This is a genomic window from Neobacillus sp. GCM10027624 (assembly GCF_042675345.1).
GTDB classification, from domain to species: Bacteria; Bacillota; Bacilli; order Bacillales; family Cytobacillaceae; genus Neobacillus; species Neobacillus cucumis_D.
Genome location: NZ_JBHTHD010000014.1, coordinates 125,394 through 143,383 on the forward strand (window position 1 = coordinate 125,394; position 17,990 = coordinate 143,383).

The 17,990-nt window shown below is 39.3% G+C and carries 15 protein-coding genes; 12 read left to right on the forward strand and 3 right to left on the reverse strand.

All coding sequences use genetic code 11. The features are described from left to right. Positions 1 to 5 precede the first annotated feature (5 nt). The 4 genes from ACFQZ9_RS24495 to ACFQZ9_RS24510 are packed head-to-tail and all read left to right on the forward strand — an operon-like array spanning position 6 to position 3,403. Positions 6 to 905 carry a branched-chain amino acid ABC transporter permease gene (locus tag ACFQZ9_RS24495; protein WP_498946019.1) on the forward strand — a complete coding sequence of 300 codons (900 nt, stop codon included), beginning with the start codon at positions 6 to 8 and terminating at the stop codon, positions 903 to 905. A 13-nt stretch (positions 906 to 918) separates the two neighbouring features. Continuing rightward, positions 919 to 1,932 carry a branched-chain amino acid ABC transporter permease gene (locus ACFQZ9_RS24500; protein ID WP_133337678.1) on the forward strand — a complete coding sequence of 338 codons (1,014 nt, stop codon included), beginning with the start codon at positions 919 to 921 and terminating at the stop codon, positions 1,930 to 1,932. Then, positions 1,929 to 2,693: an ABC transporter ATP-binding protein gene (locus tag ACFQZ9_RS24505; protein WP_198308678.1), complete on the forward strand. Its 765-nt coding sequence runs from the start codon at positions 1,929 to 1,931 to the stop codon at positions 2,691 to 2,693. The genes ACFQZ9_RS24500 and ACFQZ9_RS24505 overlap by 4 nt, the downstream gene beginning before the upstream one ends. Before the next feature lie 2 nt (positions 2,694 to 2,695). Then, the gene (locus ACFQZ9_RS24510; protein ID WP_198308677.1) at positions 2,696 to 3,403 is read left to right on the forward strand and encodes an ABC transporter ATP-binding protein; all 708 of its coding nucleotides are present in this window, start codon (positions 2,696 to 2,698) and stop codon (positions 3,401 to 3,403) included. A 125-nt stretch (positions 3,404 to 3,528) separates the two neighbouring features. On the opposite strand, the gene ACFQZ9_RS24515 is transcribed toward ACFQZ9_RS24510, so the two are convergent. Continuing rightward, positions 3,529 to 4,761: a CdaR family transcriptional regulator gene (locus ACFQZ9_RS24515; RefSeq protein ID WP_498946022.1), complete on the reverse strand. Its 1,233-nt coding sequence runs from the start codon at positions 4,759 to 4,761 to the stop codon at positions 3,529 to 3,531. A gap of 254 nt (positions 4,762 to 5,015) precedes the next feature. Here ACFQZ9_RS24515 and ACFQZ9_RS24520 point away from each other — a divergent pair, with 254 nt between their 5' ends. Then, entirely contained in the window at positions 5,016 to 6,182 is a 1,167-nt protein-coding gene (locus ACFQZ9_RS24520; RefSeq protein ID WP_498946024.1) for an NAD(P)/FAD-dependent oxidoreductase, read from the forward strand. 1,048 nt (positions 6,183 to 7,230) lie between these two features. Here the strand turns inward: ACFQZ9_RS24520 and ACFQZ9_RS24525 are convergent. Together ACFQZ9_RS24525 and ACFQZ9_RS24530 are read right to left on the reverse strand one after the other, a co-directional pair. Next, positions 7,231 to 8,451, reverse strand: coding sequence for a CdaR family transcriptional regulator (locus ACFQZ9_RS24525; protein WP_498946026.1), 1,221 nt, complete (start codon positions 8,449 to 8,451; stop codon positions 7,231 to 7,233). 185 nt (positions 8,452 to 8,636) lie between these two features. Beyond that, positions 8,637 to 9,311 carry a GntR family transcriptional regulator gene (locus ACFQZ9_RS24530; protein ID WP_498946027.1) on the reverse strand — a complete coding sequence of 225 codons (675 nt, stop codon included), beginning with the start codon at positions 9,309 to 9,311 and terminating at the stop codon, positions 8,637 to 8,639. Positions 9,312 to 9,547: 236 nt separating this feature from the next. Between ACFQZ9_RS24530 and ACFQZ9_RS24535 the strand changes: the two genes are divergently transcribed. The 7 genes from ACFQZ9_RS24535 (at position 9,548) to ACFQZ9_RS24565 (ending at position 17,325) form a co-directional block, all read left to right on the forward strand. Further along, positions 9,548 to 10,348, forward strand: a complete 801-nt coding sequence (locus tag ACFQZ9_RS24535; RefSeq protein ID WP_498946029.1) for an ABC transporter substrate-binding protein — start codon at positions 9,548 to 9,550, stop codon at positions 10,346 to 10,348. Between the two features lie 60 nt (positions 10,349 to 10,408). Beyond that, positions 10,409 to 11,572 carry a saccharopine dehydrogenase family protein gene (locus ACFQZ9_RS24540; protein ID WP_498946031.1) on the forward strand — a complete coding sequence of 388 codons (1,164 nt, stop codon included), beginning with the start codon at positions 10,409 to 10,411 and terminating at the stop codon, positions 11,570 to 11,572. 55 nt (positions 11,573 to 11,627) lie between these two features. After that, positions 11,628 to 12,290 carry an amino acid ABC transporter permease gene (locus ACFQZ9_RS24545; protein WP_198308671.1) on the forward strand — a complete coding sequence of 221 codons (663 nt, stop codon included), beginning with the start codon at positions 11,628 to 11,630 and terminating at the stop codon, positions 12,288 to 12,290. 31 nt (positions 12,291 to 12,321) lie between these two features. Beyond that, positions 12,322 to 13,071: an amino acid ABC transporter ATP-binding protein gene (locus ACFQZ9_RS24550; protein WP_498946032.1), complete on the forward strand. Its 750-nt coding sequence runs from the start codon at positions 12,322 to 12,324 to the stop codon at positions 13,069 to 13,071. 291 nt (positions 13,072 to 13,362) lie between these two features. Next, the gene (locus tag ACFQZ9_RS24555; RefSeq protein ID WP_498946033.1) at positions 13,363 to 14,460 is read left to right on the forward strand and encodes an aromatic ring-hydroxylating oxygenase subunit alpha; all 1,098 of its coding nucleotides are present in this window, start codon (positions 13,363 to 13,365) and stop codon (positions 14,458 to 14,460) included. 81 nt (positions 14,461 to 14,541) lie between these two features. Further along, positions 14,542 to 15,966: an amino acid permease gene (locus ACFQZ9_RS24560; protein ID WP_498946034.1), complete on the forward strand. Its 1,425-nt coding sequence runs from the start codon at positions 14,542 to 14,544 to the stop codon at positions 15,964 to 15,966. A gap of 24 nt (positions 15,967 to 15,990) precedes the next feature. Further along, positions 15,991 to 17,325, forward strand: a complete 1,335-nt coding sequence (locus tag ACFQZ9_RS24565; protein ID WP_498946035.1) for a flavin monoamine oxidase family protein — start codon at positions 15,991 to 15,993, stop codon at positions 17,323 to 17,325. Positions 17,326 to 17,990: the final 665 nt, after the last annotated feature.

Here is a 17,990-nt window from a genome sequence, read left to right on the forward strand (position 1 = left end):
CATAATTGGATGAGTTTTTACAGCAAGTAATCAACGGTCTCACGATTGGCAATTTTTATGCATTACTTGCCCTCGGATACACGATGGTATTTGGTATTATCCGGCTGATTAACTTTGCCCACGGTGATGTTTATATGGTTGGATCTTTTCTTGGCCTAAGTATACTCGGGTTGTTTGGTTCGTTATCATCTTCCGGGGTTGGAACGTTTATATTTGCGATGATTGTTTCGATGTTCGTCACAGGTTTAATCGGTGTCTTAATTAATCGTGTTGCCTATGTACCACTATTAAATGCACCGCGCCTCTCAATCATGATATCAGCCCTTGCGGTTTCATTATTGCTTCAAAATCTAGTCATGGTTTTTTACGGCCCTAGTTTTAAGGTTTACCCCCACCTGTCGGCTGGGGGGGCTATTTTTAATAGCTCTGTAAAGGTGTCTTACACACAGGTTGGCATGCTTCTCATAAGTATTCTTTTTATGATTATCTTGCAGCTTTTTATCAAGAAAACCTTTTTAGGAAGAGCCATGCGTGCCGTTTCATTAGATCAAGATGCATCCCAGTTAATGGGGATAAATGTTCGTTTTATTGTTGCCATCACTTTTTTTATTGGTTCTGCTTTGGCGAGTGCCGCTGGAGTGATGATGGGAGGATATTATGGTCAAATAAGTTTTATGATGGGGTTCTTAATGGGAATTAAAGCATTTACTGCTGCCGTTCTTGGCGGGATTGGGAATATCCCTGGAGCTGTCCTTGGAGGCTTCTTGCTCGGAATCCTGGAAACACTTGGCGCAGGATATTTTTCTCCTGCCTGGAAGGATGTATTTGCTTTTGTAATTTTAATTTTGGTATTGGTATTTAAGCCGACTGGCCTTCTCGGAGAGCCACAAGCAGAAAAGTTGTAGGTGATGTAAGGTAATGGGAAAAAAACTATCTACTTTAACAAAGTCCATTTCTCCTATCTTTCTAATAATGGTAGTCTGCTCAGTACTCATTCCAATCGTTTATCCAGATCCATACATTATGGATGTCATGACAGGTATATTCATCTACGGAATGCTGGGAATTGGATTAAATATTGTGGTTGGATACTGTGGTCTTCTTGATCTGGGATATTCCGCCTTCTATGCTTCAGGCGCTTATGTGACAGCATTATTAATGGTAAATTTCCATGTATCGTTCTGGATTTCGTTGATTGCAGCGGGGATTGTTTCGGGAATTTTAGGTTTGATTATTGGAGCCCCAACATTACGGCTTCGCAGTGATTATCTCGCGATCGTAACTTTAGGTTTCGGTGAAATTATCCGGATTACCGCAACCAATTTGAGTTGGACCGGTGGACCAAACGGAATTTATGCCATTCCGAAGCCTTCCATCGGAGCCTTTCAATTTGCTACAAAAACGGATCTTTATTATCTGGGTTTTGTGTTGCTCATCCTTATTTTGATCGTAGCAAGCAAGTTGGGCAAATCAAGAGTTGGCAGGGCGTGGATGTTTATCAGGGAGGATGAGTCGGCAGCACAGGCGATTGGAGTGAATCTTGTACGTTATAAACTGCTTGCTTATTTGCTTGGGGCCATTTGTGGCGGTGTTGCCGGTTCATTTTACGCTGTAAAGATGTCCGTCATTAATCCAGAAAGCTTTACGTTTATGCAGTCTGTCAATATTTTGATGGTCGTGATATTAGGAGGCCGGGGAAGAAATACGGGTGTTCTGCTTGGTGCCTTTATCCTCATAGCTCTTCCAGAGTTTCTTCGCTCCTTTGACGAATGGCGCTTGGTGATATACGCTGCTGCACTTTTAGTCCTCATGATCTTCCGTCCACAGGGACTGATGGGGGTTAAATATAATAAACCGAAGAAAAAAGGAAAAGAAGAAGAGGAAGGCTTGCTTGATTTAGTCAATACACAGGAAGGGAAAGATTTCGTTTGAGTGTATTACTTTCGGCTCAAGGACTAGGTGTGAAATTCGGCGGCTTACATGCAGTTTCCAACTTGAATTTTGAAGTACAGGAAGGAAAAATAGTATCCTTAATTGGTCCCAATGGGGCAGGTAAAAGCACCGTGTTTAACTGTTTGACAGGATTTGTCAACCTAAGCTCAGGCACCGTTTTATTTAAGGGACAGCCTTTTAAAGGATTTTCTCCAGACAAAATTGTTCAAAAAGGAATCGCCCGGACCTTCCAGTCAATCCGATTATTTAAGACCTTAACGGTAGAAGAGAATGTCATGTCAGGACTTCATATTCGAACAAAAAGTAATGTTCTCTCGACTCTTTTTAATCCGCGTAAAAGCAAAAAAGAGGAGGAGTGGGTTCGAGAAGAGGTGAAACGTCTTCTATCATTTGTTGGTTTAGAGGATAAAGAAACGATTCGGGCGTCTGATCTTTCATATGGGGAGCAGCGAAAATTGGAAATCGCAAGGGCACTGGCGACCAATCCGGCGATCCTACTTTTGGATGAACCGGCAGCTGGAATGAACCACAGTGAAAAAAACGAATTAAAGGAACTAATCTATTCAATCCGGGACAGCGGTACAACTGTTGTCATCATCGAACATGATATGCAGCTCATCATGGAGATATCCGATTGGATTATTGTCCTTCATTATGGGGAAATGCTTGTTGAGGGTCTTCCTGAAGATATTCAAAAGGATCCACGTGTAATTGAATCATACTTAGGTGAAGAGGGATAGAAATGTCAACGGTACTTGAAATCCAAAATGTTTCAGTTTCCTATGGAAAAGTTCCTGCACTGAAAAATATATCGCTTCAGGTTAAACAAGGGGAAATTGTCGCCTTACTTGGTGTCAACGGTGCAGGTAAATCTACGACGCTTCGGACCATTTCAGGACTGATCCGGCCTAAAAGCGGGAGTATTCATTATAATGGTGAGCCCATTCATAAAAGAAATGCCCATGAGATTGTAAAAAAAGGATTGATCCATGTACCGGAGGGAAGACGCGTTTTTTCCACGATGACAGTAGAGGAAAACCTTCAGCTTGGAAGCTATTGTGCAAGAGACCATTTACATGATGGGTTAAAAGAGGTGTATGAGTTATTTCCAAGGTTATTTGATCGGAGAAAACAGTTATCCGGAACCCTCTCGGGAGGGGAACAACAAATGCTTGCAATGGGAAGGGCGATGATGGGGAAGCCAAAGCTGCTGCTGTTGGATGAACCGTCGATGGGCCTTGCACCCATTATTGTTAGGACCATTTTTGATACCATTAAAAAAATCAATGAAACCGGAACGACGATTCTCCTGGTAGAACAGAATGCCCGAGCTGCACTTCGATTAACAAAACGAGCATATGTGATGGAATTGGGGGAAATTGTTCGTGAAGATGAAACTGAAAATTTAATCCAAGACAAAGTGATTGAGAAAATTTACCTTGGCGGATAAGCAGGACAGAAGAATAGCAACTGACGCATCATTTTTCATTCATACAAACAGGGGATATCCCAAGGTGATTCTTGGGATACCCCCTGTTTATTTAGGTAGATGATATATCTGGTTCCTTTAACAATTTAAAGTATGAATGAATGGGCTGATGTGTTTTCTAGTTTGGAGTTTTTGATCGCAAAATATAACAGCAGACAATGTTCGAAGTTCGTAATATCTAAAGAGGTTAATTCACTAATTTTTTCTAGTCGATAAACTAAGGAATTTCGATGGAGAAATAGGCTCCGGGCAGTTTCGCTAATATTCATATTACATTTACAATAGGTGATAAAGGTGCTAGATAGGGTGGGAAAATTAACATGTTGATAAAAACAGGTCATTTTATCGGAAAGTCGTTCCGCTATGTAGGGAGGTAAATCTGTTCCAATTAGTTCTAGAATAATATTCAAATCATTATAATGGTAAACCTCAGGAAAAATATTTGTTTTTTTACCGGCAATTAACGTTTTAAGTGATTCCTCATAGGATTCTTTAATTCCATTAATCCCTTTTTTCATGCTTCCAATCGAAATTCTTGCATTAAATTGATATTTCGATTGAATATATTCACTCATCCGGCTAATTTTGTGTTCCAATTGTTTGTTAAAACTTTCAGAGGACTCGGCTGCATCGATTGCTTTTATTAAAATAAATTGATCTAATGTCAATAAGGAAAGGATATCCTCTTTATTGTCTATTAAATAGTGCCGCAGTATATCCATCATATTATCCTGTAAAAATTGCCATGAAAACGTATTGGGTATTTTCGGTTGTGTTCCAGTAAATTGCTCTGACAGCATATCCATTTCGATAATGAGGCAGACACGTTTGAACTCCTTATCTAGATTGTAACCAAGCATTTTTCCAAAGCGAATGATTTGGCTCATGTCTTCGATTGTATCTGAACTCAGGAGATAATGGACCAAATGATCCAATGATTTGGATTCAAGAATGCGGATTTCCTTCTTTAAGTATTCATGGCACAGCAATTCCACATGACTCTTCACAAGTTGAGCATATTTTTTCACTTCTGCTGGATTTCCAACAATCCCTAACACACCAACGGTTTCTTGATTAATAATGATGGGGGCAGCTACACCTGGTAGAACATTATTAAGATCCTTAACTTCATCATACTCGTAACAAATCGTTTCCTTCCTTTTTAACACATCGATGGATGCCTGATGAAAACTTCCTAAGCGGTTTTCGTCATTTGACCCAATAATATATCCCTTATCGTCCGTAATACTGATTGGATATCCAATGATTCTGGAGGTATTCTCCACAATCGTTTGGGATATATCCTCTAAGAAAGCCATTTTACCACTCCTTTTAAACGAAAAAATCCTTGATTAATACATTCTAGATATGGCGTGAAAATCCCTTGTTAAAATTGACTATTAAAACAATTCTAATTATTCAATTTACCGTAAAAAATGCACATAGATTAAGAGTTACGAAATGAGTACAGTAGTACTATAGGGTGAAACTTCCATTAGCGAATGCTTTTTCGATCCCGACGCGATTTCTATCCCAGCTGTTAAATAATATAAATGAAGGGCAGGAGTTTTCCATGACAAATCGATCGGATATTATCATTATTGGTGGTGGAGTGATTGGTTCAAGTATCGCGTATCACTTATTACAGGATGGTTTTCATGGCAGGGTAGTCCTATTTGAGAAAGATGGTCTATACGAATATGCTTCTACTCCAAGGAGTGCGGGTGGTTTTAGGCAGCTTTATACAACGGTGGTGAATATGCAGCTTAGTAAATATAGTCTTCAAATCTATAAAGATTTTTCAAAATCGATGGCCATCGACGGAGAAGAAATGGAAATCGACTTTAAACAGCGAGGCTATTTATTTTTAGCAACAGATGAAATGATGCCCAAATTCGAAAGGCATTTAAACCTGCAAAATGAAAACGGGATCAATTCGCAGTTGCTCGATACAAACGACCTGTTGAAGATTATTCCAGAACTAAATACAGAAGATTTAGCCGGGGGCCTCTTTTGTTCAGAGAGTGGGTATTTGGACCCTTACTCTGTCATGCAGGGATATATTCGAAATGCAAAAAGATTAGGAGCGGAGTATATTTATGACGCTGTAGACAGTCTTATTACCGAGCAGGATCACATAAAAGGGGTAAGGCTTGCGGATGGACGTGAATTTTTTTCACCGGTTGTCGTCAATTGTGCCGGTGCCTGGGCGTCTCTTTTGAGTGAAAAAGCTGGTCTGCCTCTCCCAGTCGTCCCCCTTCCAAGACAAATTTTTCAGTTTGATATTGAAACACCGCTGCAAAACTATCTTCCGTTAACCATGGACCCAACAGGCGTATATTTCCGACATGAAGGTGAGAAGTTTATTTCCGGGTATGCCGAGGAAATTGAGCCTGGAATTAATTTTAAATGGAGAAGATCGGCATTTGTTGAAAACATATGGCCGGTGCTAGCCAATCGAATCAAAAATTTTGAGAATGCGAAAATCGAAAGAGGCTGGTCCGGGCTTTATGATTTTAACACCGAGGACCATAATGCTATTTTAGGGAAATATCCGGCGATGAAGGGGTATTTTGTGGCTTTCGGCTTTAGCGGGCATGGAATGCAGCAGGCACCCGCTGTCGGAAAATGTCTCTCCGAATTGATTCGCTTGGGTAAATATGAAACCTTGGATTTATCCCCATTAAGGGTAGAACGATTTGCAGAAAACCAACTAGTTATTGAGGATGCGATTTATTAGTTTACGAGAACCATAGTTTCTGTGGGGAGTGTTTCCTTCTGAAGCTATGGATTTTTAACCTCGGTGTCATGACGCTGTTGGGGAGGCATTTCGTTTTGGAACAATGAGCCTTTGATAGTGCCCGTACAAACAAAAATTCTTCGTGTATGGGCACTATGAGCTTTTGATAGTGCCCGTACAAACAAAGAATCTCTGACTATGGGAACAATGAAGCTTCGAAAGTGCCCGTACAAACTAAGATTCTCAGAGTATGGGAACAATGAGCCTATGACAGTGCCCGAGCAAACAAAGATTCTCTGACTATGGGAACAATGAAGCCTCGATAGTGCCCGTACAAACAAAAATACTACGAGTATGGGAACAATGAGCCTATGATAGTGCCCATACAAACAAAAATTCTTCGTGTATGGGAACAATGAGCTTTTGATAGTGCCCGAGCAAACAAAGATTCTCTGACTATGGGAACAATGAAGCCTCGATAGTGCCCGTACAAACAAAAATACTACGAGTATGGGAACAATGAGCCTATGATAGTGCCCGAGCAAACAAAGATTCTCTGACTATGGGAACAATGAAGCCTCGATAGTGCCCGTACAAACAAAAATACTACGAGTATGGGAACAATGAGCCTATGATAGTGCCCATAAAAACAAAAATTCTTCGTGTATGGGCACTATGAGCTTTTGATAGTGCCCGCACAAACAAAAATACTCGGTGTATGGGAACAATGAGCCTATGACAGTGCCCGAGCAAACAAAGATTCTCTGACTATGGGAACAATGAAGCCTCGATAGTGCCCACACAACCAAAAATCCCCAGTGTATGGGAACAATGAAGCCTCGATAGTGCCCACACAACCAAAAATTCTCCGTGTATGGGAACCATAAGCCTTTGATAGTGGCCGGGCAACCAAAAATTCTCAGTCTATGATGAACGATGAAGCCCGGATAGTGCCCGCATCAACTAAAATTCCTGACTATGGGAACTATGGGGGTTTTACCGAAGTCTTAGTCAACAAAAAAAACATACCAAAATAAAAAGAACCTGCCTAGTGCACAGGTTCCATTTTCGCTTCCTCATAGCATTGAATTGCAGTATAGAGGAGCATACAATGTTCAAAGCTGCTAGTATTGAGAGAGGTAATTTCGCTAATTTTTTCGAGTCGATAGATAATCGTGTTTCGGTGGATAAATAGATTCCTAGATGCCTCACTTAAATTCATATTATATTGGCAAAAACCAATAAAGGTAGCGGATAAAATCTCATAATTATCCTGTTTGATCAAAGGGGCAATAAATCTTACCAGCTTTTCTTTGTAATCAGATGTCAGTTCTTTCGGTAGAAGCCTCCAGAGCATTTCCTGCTCATTATAAATATGAATTCCCGAATCCCGGTTAAATTGCTTTCCGATCGACATGGCTTTCACAGCATTATGGTAGGATTCGGCAATACCACTCAGAGTGCTGCTGATATTTCCGGCTGAAATACCAGCCGTCACACCATATTTTTTTGCAAGAAACGTATTGATTTTTTCTAGTTTATTTGGCAAACCTTCCTCTAAAGCTGAAAACGAGCGGGGATAAGGGAGTGCCTTGATGACAATTAACCGTTCCAGACTAAGAAATGAAATCATATCATCATTATTTTCTTGAAAAATTAATTGGAAAAAGCTTAAAAGCTCTTTTTGGAAATATTGCATTGGAAAGCTTTCATAAAAATCGTCTGTTCCTTTTTTGGCGGAAATCTTTTCGGAAAAATTATTTATATCGATTAACAGACAGACCCGATTGGTATGTAAATCAAATTCTAGCAGTTTAGCAGATTGAAGAATTTGTTCATTGATTTCATTCATGGATTCTCGATAGTGAATGAGTTGGTGGACAAACATTTCCACCATTTTTTCCTTGAGATCCACCATTTCCTTTCGAAAGGCTTCTTGGCACATCATTTCTACTTGATTCTTAACAAGCTGGACGTATTTCTTTACTTCCTTTGGATCGCCGACAATCCCAAGAACACCGATGACTTTATTATTAAATTTTAATGGAGTTGAGACTCCTGGAAGGATTCTCTTTTCGATTTCATTTTTACAATTGACAACCGTATTTTTTCTTATGACTTCCAGGGAAGGCTGATGGAAGAGCCCAATTCGATTTTTATCGGTTGAACCAATAATGATTCCTTCTTTGTCCGTGATACTGATCGGATATTGCAATATTTCACTCGTTTTTTCTACAATATCTTGGGCAATGTGTTCGAGGATTTTCATATCTTAAACTCCTTTCAATCAGCCATCGTTAGAGGTGAATTTTGGATAACACATGAATGACTAAACAAAATTTCTCTATAATTTTACCATTCTTGCACTAAATGTACATTTTATTTAGAAAATTTAAAATTTTACTCTTAAAAAAAATCCGCAACCAAAATTGGCAGCGGATGGGAATGGTATATTTAAAAAATTTCATCTAGGTCTTTATATCCGTTATAACGGAAATCAATACTTGTTATAGAGTGCTTAAAATGGTTTTCTAGGGCTATTTTTAAATTCGCTCCATCTTTATTTTGGATTAATTCTAAAATATTACGGTGTTCATCGGGACTAAAAGGTTTTTGTCCTGGGTTTGAATAAAATTCATCAAAAAGCATGAGATAAATATTTGTTTGGTTAATCAGTCTCTCAATAAACTCATTTAAAAATTTATTATTACATTTTTGAGTAATAGCAATATGAAAAGCTTTATTGGCGTTTACAACATCCTCAGGAATAGGATTCCTTAGACTCTCTTTTTCATCTTCTAGGGTCTTCTTAATCGTAAGATAATCATTTTCATCCATAACAAACATTGATTTCTGTACTGCTAAAAATTCCAATTTTGCACGTAATTCATATGCCTGAATAACCTCTTCCTTAGAAGGACTGGTTACAAATGCACCGCGATTTGGAATCAAATCTACTAACCCTTCAAGTGATAACTTTTTAATCGCGTTCCGAATAGGGGTGCGACTAACGCCTAAAGTATTCGAAATATTATGTTCCACTAATTGCTTACCTGGTGCCAGCTGACGACCTAATATTGCAGCTCTTATTTGGTCATATACATGTTTCTCAACGGTTTTTTCTTTCATATGACTTTTCACCTACTCTGTTTTATTTTATCAAACCAAGTATTTTATAGCAATATAGCAATATTTAAAATATTCAAAAAATATTGACAACTATATAAGTAGAGTATACACTTTAATTAATTGTACTACAATCTGGGACGACAATTTGGAACAACATTTTTTTATTATGAGAGGAGGAGCCATTCTTTTTATGAAAGCGCTTTACTAATTAGGTAAAATACCGAGGAGGAGTTTATATGAAAAAAGGTTTGTTATTGACGATTATTGGATTATTGATCATCGGTGTTCTATCAGCCTGTAGCGGGAAAGAAGCCAGTGGGAATAGTAAAAATAGTGTTTTAGACCGGGTAGAAAAATCAAAAGTATTAAAAGTAGGATTTGAAGGAACCTATCCACCGTTCAATTTTTTAAATGATGATCAAAAGTATGATGGTTTCGATGTGGATATCTCGAACGAAATCGCTAAACGTCTAGGTGTGAAGACGGAGTTTGTCGCTACAAAGTGGGATAGTCTTCTTGGTGGGTTAAAATCGGATAAATTTGATATTATTATCGGCCAAATGTCTGTAACCGAGGAACGTAAAAAGAGTGTTGATTTCACCAATCCATATGTAGTTACGGGTTCAGTCTTAGTCACTAGGAAGGATACCAATAATATTACAAAGCTAGAAGATATTAAAGGGAAAAACGTTGGAGTAGGTGGGGGAACAACATTTGAGGAAGTCGCAAAAAGTGTGGATGGAGCAAATGTAAAGTTATATAAATCTGTAAATGACTATATTGCGGATTTAGCGAACAAAAGATTGGACGTCATTATCAATGACCAATTATTAATGAGCTACAACATTAAAGAAAAGAATTTACCAATTAAAATCACAAGCGGTATTTTAAATAAAGATGAAATTGGGATGGCTGTAAAAAAAGAAAATGGAGATTTTGTTGAGAAAGTGAATACCACCCTAGCTGATATGAAGAAGGATGGAACATACAACCAAATCTACAAAAAGTGGTTTGGTACAGAGCCATTGGAAAAATAAATGATTGGGTTTTGGAAATGAATAAATGATTAATTAAAAGGTTAATAGGAGGTAGAAATGATGCGGGCAGTCGTTTTAGGAACAGGAATGATTGGAACAACAGTAGTGAGTGAACTGGTGAAGTTTTCAAATATTGAATCAGTAACGGCAGTCGATGCAAATCAAGATAGTGTGAATAAATGTTTGGAAATTGCCAAAAACTCGAAAGTGATTGGAAAATGTACTTCTTTAGGATCGATTGAAGAAATCAAAAGGGTGTTACTAAATGCAGACGTTGCTGTCGCATGTCTACCACATTCATTAAGTTTACCGGCTATTCAAGCGGCTATTTCAGCAAAATGTCATCTTGTAGACTTAGTCGGTTCTAAAATTGAAGAAAAATTAGAATTGGATGAACAAGCCAAAGAAGCAGGTGTCATTATAATGCCGGGATGTGGGGTTGCACCGGGTATTACAAACTTTTTGGCCGCACAAGGTATCGAAATGCTTGATGAGGCCGATGAAGCGGTTATGGTTTGCGGCGGAATTCCTAGATTCCCAAAACCTCCATTATGGTACCAGGTGGTTTTCCGGCTTGAGAGTGTGCTTGGTCTCTATACAAGACCGGCAAAGGCAGCTGAAAATGGGAAGCTTATAGAATTCCCTCCTCTTTCGGGTTTAGAAAAAATGACTTTCCCAGAACCTGTAGGGGCTTGTGAAGCCGTCATTACGGATGCACATAGTACAGCCTATACACTAAAAGATAAAGTGAAAAAATTATATGAAAAAACCGTTCGATATGAAGGGCACTGGGGGAAAATGGATACTTTAAAAGAATTAGGCTTTTTTGATGAGGAGCCAATTGAAGTGAATGGGAATTATTCAAGTCCACGTGCCTTTACAGAGAAAATCTTGGTTCCAAATATGAAAGGAGAGTCAAAAGAGGATATTACGGTATTAAGGGTAGAGGTTAGCGGTCTAAAAGCTGGACAGCAAGTGAAATATACATGGGAAATGGTCGATTTTTATGATAATGAACGTAATATAACTTCTATGGCTAAAACGACTGCTCTTCCGGCAATGTTACTTGCCAATTGGATTGCTGCTAAAAAAATAAACGAAGTAGGAATTGTTCCCGTTGAAAATGTGATCATCGGGGAGCGCTTTACCCGATTTATGGAAGAATTAAAAGCTTTAGGAATTGAAATTTCGTTTCGTGAAGAGGTTCTAGTACCGAATCGTTAATCATCCACCTTTTGCAGTTTCATAGATTGATGTTTGTTAGACTGGAGGAAAATTCATGGATTTTTCAATAATAATAGAATCCCTGCCAGCATTATTACATGCGACATTAATGACAATTTTTTTAGCTGTAGTTTCCATTTTAATCGCTCTCGTCCTTGGATTTTTCACAGCATTGGCGAGGATATCCAACCTAAAACCTTTGGCTAAATTGGCTGCCTTTTATGTTTCCATTTTCCGTGGAACTCCATTACTTGTACAGGTATTCGTCATTTATTATGGCCTGCCGCAAATTGGTATCGAAATGGAACCGATCCCCTCCGGAATCCTTGCGTTGAGTTTAAATGCAGGAGCGTACTTGTCGGAATCTTTTCGTGCTTCCATATTATCTATCGATAAGGGCCAAATGGAAGCATCGGTTTCATTGGGAATGACCTATGGTCAGGCCCTAAAAAGAATTATCTTGCCTCAAAGCCTTCGAATTGCAATTCCAACTATGTCAAACACCTTTATCATTTTAATTAAAGATACATCCTTGATCTCCGTTATTACCGTTACAGAATTATTGCAGATGTCGTCATTACTCATTGCGAAAACATTTGAACCATTAACCATTTATTTATTGGCAGCCGTGCTGTATTGGATCATTATCGCCTTTTTCTCAAATTTATTAGACAAACTTGAAAAACGCTCATCTCAGCATATAACACTTGGTAATTGATATAAAAAACTTTACAGGAAGGAGCGGGGCAATGAGTATAATCCAGTTGCAAAACCTTAAAAAGAAGTTTGGCGATCTTGAAGTCCTTCATGGAATCGATCTTTCAGTAAATAAAAGTGAAGTGGTTGTTCTAATGGGACCAAGTGGGTCGGGAAAGTCAACGCTATTGCGCTGCCTTACATTTTTAGAAGAACCTACCGAGGGGATTATTAAAATTGGGAAGCATATGTTACCAGCAGATGAAAAGCTAACCCGAAAACGGAAAAATGAAATCAGGTCGTTACGGCAAAGCACAGGATTTGTATTTCAGCAATTTAATCTTTTCCCACATAAAACAGCCATTGAAAATGTGATGGAAGGACCTATTGTCGTACAAGGTGTTCAGCGTGAGGAAGCTAGAAAGTTCGCTCAGACCCTTCTTGAAAAAGTAGGTTTAGGAGAACGGTGTAACCATTATCCTTCTCAGCTTTCAGGTGGGCAACAACAACGTGTGGCAATAGCGAGGGCACTCTCTATGAAACCGATGGTTATTCTTTTCGACGAACCTACTTCTGCATTGGATCCAGAACTAGTTAGAGAGGTACTACAGGTCATGAAGGATTTAGCGCAAGAGGGGATGACAATGGTTGTTGTAACACATGAAATGCAATTTGCCAGAGAGGTTGCTGATCGTGTCATTTTTATGGATGGGGGAGTCATTGTCGAACAAGGATCTTCAGAAGAAATTTTCAACCATCCAAAGGAAGAAAGAACAAAAAGATTCCTTATGAAGGTAATATAAAAATAGAAAAAACTGCAGTTCTACTTTGGTAGGACTGCAGTTTTTTATTAAGTTAAGAAAATCAACTGTGTTTTTTCCATGAAAAAGAAGAAAAAGCAGCCGAATTCTTTGGAAGGATTGCACAGGAAACTCTTAATTTTCTGTATTTTTTAGTCGATTTTAGTGAAACAAAACAAAAAGCGATTTCTCTATTTCTGTTTTTTTAGTTAAACTATACATATGATTCAGAATATTTTTAATTTACAATTACCTTATTGTAATGATAACAATATGAAAAAGGAGGTAATGCTTATGAACAATAAAGAAGTTAGAGTAAGTGAAAATCTTAGTGAAGCCTATACATTGCCCTCATGGCTCTACACAAAGCCTGAAGTTCTTGAAGTAGAAAAAAGAGAAATCTTTTGTAAAACCTGGCAATACGTTGGTCATATTAGTCAAGTAACCAAGCCAGGTGATTATTTTACCACTGAAGTGGCCGACCGCCCGATTATTGTGAGCTGCGGACAGGATGGGGAAATTCATGCTTTCTACAATGTGTGCACACATCGCGCAGCAAAGTTAGCAGAAGGGGAGGGAAATAAACAAGTCTTTACCTGCCCCTATCATGCCTGGACATTTCGGACAGATGGCTCTCTGTTAAGAGCGCCAAATATGGGAGGATGTGAACATTTTGACCACCAGGATTTTTGTTTAAAAACGATCCAACTAGAAATCATCCAATCTTTTATTTTTGTCAATTTAGACCCCGATGCTCCTTCCATGGTATCTCAATTTCCGGATTTGTTTAAACATGTAGAAAAATATGATTTGAGCAAACTCAAGAGAATTCGTGTAAAAGAAACGATTTGCAGATCGAACTGGAAAATTGGGATTGATAATTATCTTGAATGCGACCACTGCTCGATTGTTCATAAAACTCTAGTTTCTAAGCTTGATATGAAACTATACGAGATGGAGATGCAAGAATACTATTCTTACCAAGGCACTCCGTTAAAAGGAAAAAATAGTGACTTTGGACTTGGCCAAGGGGGCAGATATTATTGGCTCTATCCAAATACCTGGTTCTCTTTCGATCCTGGTCCTGCAAATCTATCAATCCACCAATCGATCCCAATAGATCATAAAACCACCAAGTATGTTTATACGACCTTTTTCATGACCGACGAAATTACGGAGGAAGAAGAAGAACTTATGGCTATGGATCAATTGGTCAGAAAAGAGGATTTAGATATTTGTGAAGTGGTCCAGAAAGGGATTGAGACTGGAGCTTATACGCAAGGAAGATTTTCCCTTACTGAAAATTTAGTTCATCAATTCCATTTACTGCTGCAAAGGGATTTAGAAACAGTTTTGCCATTGCAAACTGCAAATCCATCCAAGACCTTTTAAGAGATAGAAATATCTCTTAATCATCACCTCTGTGTAAGCGCTTCCTTAATAAAAATCATTTTGTGGAAGATAGGTGAGAAAATGGAAGATAAAAAAGTAGAATTGAAACGGGCGATGAAGAGCAGGCATTTATTTATGATGTCTTTAGGGGGAATCATTGGAACGGGCCTGTTTCTCGGGTCTGGATACGCAATCGGTGAGGCCGGTCCATTAGGAGCGATCCTGGCCTATCTAGTCGGCGGCCTTCTCATGTATTTAGTCATGGTTTGTTTAGGGGAATTATCCGTTGTCATGCCAGTGTCCGGGTCTTTCCAAGCCCATGCGACAAAATTTATTGGACCTGCTACCGGGTTTGTGGTCGGCTGGGTCTACTGGTTGAGCTGGGCCATGTATGTAGGACTTGAATTTACAGCAGCCGGTGTGCTGATGAAGCGATGGTTTCCAGATGTTCCGGTTTGGATTTGGTGTGCAATCTTTATTGTCCTTCTCTTTTCTATTAATTCTCTTACGACAAGAACCTTCGCGGAAACAGAGTATTGGTTTGCAGGCATTAAAGTTTTAGCTGTCATTATGTTTATTTTAGTTGGGTTGGGAGCTATGTTCGGAGTCATTAGTCTGAAACATGAATCCTCCCCATATTTTACCCATTTTCTTGGTGATGGATTGTTCCCTGCCGGTATGGTTGGTGTTTTCGTATCAATGATGAGTGTAATTTATGCTTTCCAGGGATCGGAAATTATGGGAGTGGCAGCAGGGGAAACGGAAGAGCCGGAAAAAAATATTCCGCGGGCGATTCGAAATATCGTCTTCCGTATTTTAATTTTCTATGTATTAGCGATGTTTGTATTATCAGCCCTTGTTCCATGGAAGAAAGCCGGTGTTCTTGAAAGTCCGTTCGTTACTGTTTTTGATATGGTAGGGATTCCTTATGCAGCAGACATTATGAATTTTGTTATTTTAACCGCGATTCTTTCCGTTGGAAATACCGGACTGTTTGCATGTACACGTGTGATGTTTTCATTAGCGGAAAATGGGATGGCCCCGAAAGCGCTTGGCAAAATTAACAAACGCGGAATTCCTTTTAACGCTTTATTAGTAACCTTAATTTTTGCGTTATTATCCCTTCTGACTAGTGTAGTGGCAGCTGATACATTGTTTGTTGTTCTATTGGCAGTCAGTGGAATCGGTGGAACGCTGACATGGTTAGCTATAGCGGTTGCCCAAATGGGATTCCGAAGACAATATATTAAAAATGGCGGTAAAGTGGAAGATTTGAAATATAAGGTTCGATTCTATCCATTTATTCCGATTCTCTGTATTATCATGTGTATGTTCATTTTCGGCTTTATGGCCTTTGATCCAACACAACGTGCATCCTTATATTGGGGATTTGGCTTTATAGCTGCCTGCTACTTATATTATTACCTTTGGTTCAAACGAAGAAATATCACGCTGCCAATTCATCAGGAAACCAAAGCGATTGGAATTGAGACGGAAGAGATCTAATGATTGGATTGGGAGGATGGATGAATGGAAAATGAAAAAGATTATGATGTGATTATTATCGGCGGTGGATTTTCGGGGGTTACCGCTGCTCGGGAGTTAAGGCAATTAGGACATCGTGTCCTGATTTTAGAGGCTCGCGATCGTCTCGGCGGCAGGACATGGATTGACACTCGTCTAGGTTCGGAGCTCGAAATGGGGGGAACGTATGTCCATTGGCATCAGCCGCATGTTTGGACAGAAATCACCCGCTATGGCTTGGAACTAGCTACAGGTCCAAAAACGGAAACGGTCTATTGGATTGCTGAGGGGAAAACACACTCTGCCCCTGCAACCGAATTTAAAAATAAGCTAAGGAATACGGTTGAACGGTTAATGAGCGAGAGCATGAAATATATGCCTCTGCCATTTGAGCCTTTACATTCGCCTGATTTTAGAGAATTGGATGGGGTTACAGCGGCCCAGTTTATGAAGGATTTTGGTCTCACACAGGAGGAATATGATATTTTGCACGGCTGGGTAGCCTCCGATTACTGCGGTGCTCCTGAAGAAGGAGCAGTAACACAAATCTTCCGCTGGTGGATTTTTTCACGCGGAAATTGGGATACGCACAGTGCCATGGTATCGAGTTACCGGTTGAAAAAGGGGACAAAGGCTTTGGTGGAGTCTATTGCAGAAGATGCTGACGCTGAAATCATGCTTTCAACCGTTGTGAAAAAAATCGAGCATGATGAAGATTCTGTTGAAGTTACGACATTAGATGGTTCTTCTTTTACGGGAAAGGCTGTTATTGTCACGGTACCGCTTTCGACACTCCAGGATATTGAATTTGTACCGGCGCTTTCTTGTGAAAAACAGGCTTCTTCCAAAGAAGGTCAAACTGCGAAAGGGGTTAAAGTTTGGGCGCTCGTAAAAGGGAAGTACGACCCATTTGATGCTCTCGCCCCAGGCAGTTATCCGTTAAATTCGGTTCACGTGGATCGGTATGCGGGTGATGATACAATTGTGGTTGGGTTCGGACCAAGTGCGGCATTGCTTAGCCCAACTGACAAGACAGGAGTGGAACAAGCATTAAGGCATTGGATTCCGGATATTGAGGTGCTAGAAAGTACTGGTCATGATTGGGTTAATGATGAATTTTCCAGGGAAACCTGGCCGATGTTAAAGCCGAACCAGTTGACCACCTATCATAAGGAATGGAATACGCCGGAAAATAATGTGTTTTTGGCGGGGACCACTTATGCGAATGGCTGGGCGGGCTTTATTGATGGTGCGATTGAGAGTGGGATAACGACGGGGAGAAAGGTGCATAAACACCTTACCCGCGAGAAGGCACGTAATCAAATGTATCAAATAAAGTAATATAAGAAGGAATACACGGGATTTTTTGGCCCGTGTATTTTTTTGCTGTGATTGGGTTCATTTGTTTGATGGTTTCATTTCCCGGAAGGGGTTTGGATTGGAGGAAAAGGTAAAAGGAAGAGGGTTGCATTGCCCGAATGGGGCTTGGATTGGAGGAGAAGGTAAAAGGAAGAGGGTTGCATTGCCCAGAAGAGGTTTGGTTTGAATGAAAAGGTAAAAGAAACAACAAGTCATTTCCAAAATAAGTCCATCTTTTAAGACAGAGGGTAAAAGATCTTGCAAAACAAACAAATAGATTAATGGAAGAACATTATTTAATGGGACAGGATATTTTAAAGTAAAAAAATTATCTTGCTTAAATGTGTTAATGATGTTAAAGTATAAAAGTCGCTGAAAAACAAACAGTTTTTAGATGACACATTCAAAAAAAAATATTGACATTTTAAATGATATGTTAGTATAATAATAAAGTCGCTTCTGAGCGATTGATTAAAAAATGATTCAACTTGTTCTTTGAAAACTAAACAAACAAAAACGTCAACAAACAATAATAATCATGTTTCTTCTATTATATAGAGAACGTGAGCCAACGTAACAAAATGAGCTATATCAACTTTCTTGGAGAGTTTGATCCTGGCTCAGGACGAACGCTGGCGGCGTGCCTA

Excerpts from the sequence above, each read along its gene's own strand:
- ACFQZ9_RS24540 (WP_498946031.1), top strand. The coding sequence starts at position 10,409 with ATGCGGGCAGTCGTTTTAGGAACAGGAATGATTGGAACAACAGTAGTG.
- ACFQZ9_RS24525 (WP_498946026.1), bottom strand. The coding sequence starts at position 8,451 with ATGAAAATCCTCGAACACATTGCCCAAGATATTGTAGAAAAAACGAGT.
- ACFQZ9_RS24530 (WP_498946027.1), bottom strand. The coding sequence starts at position 9,311 with ATGAAAGAAAAAACCGTTGAGAAACATGTATATGACCAAATAAGAGCT.
- ACFQZ9_RS24560 (WP_498946034.1), top strand. The coding sequence starts at position 14,542 with ATGGAAGATAAAAAAGTAGAATTGAAACGGGCGATGAAGAGCAGGCAT.
- ACFQZ9_RS24520 (WP_498946024.1), top strand. The coding sequence starts at position 5,016 with ATGACAAATCGATCGGATATTATCATTATTGGTGGTGGAGTGATTGGT.
- ACFQZ9_RS24550 (WP_498946032.1), top strand. The coding sequence starts at position 12,322 with ATGAGTATAATCCAGTTGCAAAACCTTAAAAAGAAGTTTGGCGATCTT.
- ACFQZ9_RS24565 (WP_498946035.1), top strand. The coding sequence starts at position 15,991 with ATGGAAAATGAAAAAGATTATGATGTGATTATTATCGGCGGTGGATTT.
- ACFQZ9_RS24555 (WP_498946033.1), top strand. The coding sequence starts at position 13,363 with ATGAACAATAAAGAAGTTAGAGTAAGTGAAAATCTTAGTGAAGCCTAT.
- ACFQZ9_RS24535 (WP_498946029.1), top strand. The coding sequence starts at position 9,548 with ATGAAAAAAGGTTTGTTATTGACGATTATTGGATTATTGATCATCGGT.
- ACFQZ9_RS24545 (WP_198308671.1), top strand. The coding sequence starts at position 11,628 with ATGGATTTTTCAATAATAATAGAATCCCTGCCAGCATTATTACATGCG.
- ACFQZ9_RS24500 (WP_133337678.1), top strand. The coding sequence starts at position 919 with ATGGGAAAAAAACTATCTACTTTAACAAAGTCCATTTCTCCTATCTTT.
- ACFQZ9_RS24510 (WP_198308677.1), top strand. The coding sequence starts at position 2,696 with ATGTCAACGGTACTTGAAATCCAAAATGTTTCAGTTTCCTATGGAAAA.
- ACFQZ9_RS24515 (WP_498946022.1), bottom strand. The coding sequence starts at position 4,761 with ATGGCTTTCTTAGAGGATATATCCCAAACGATTGTGGAGAATACCTCC.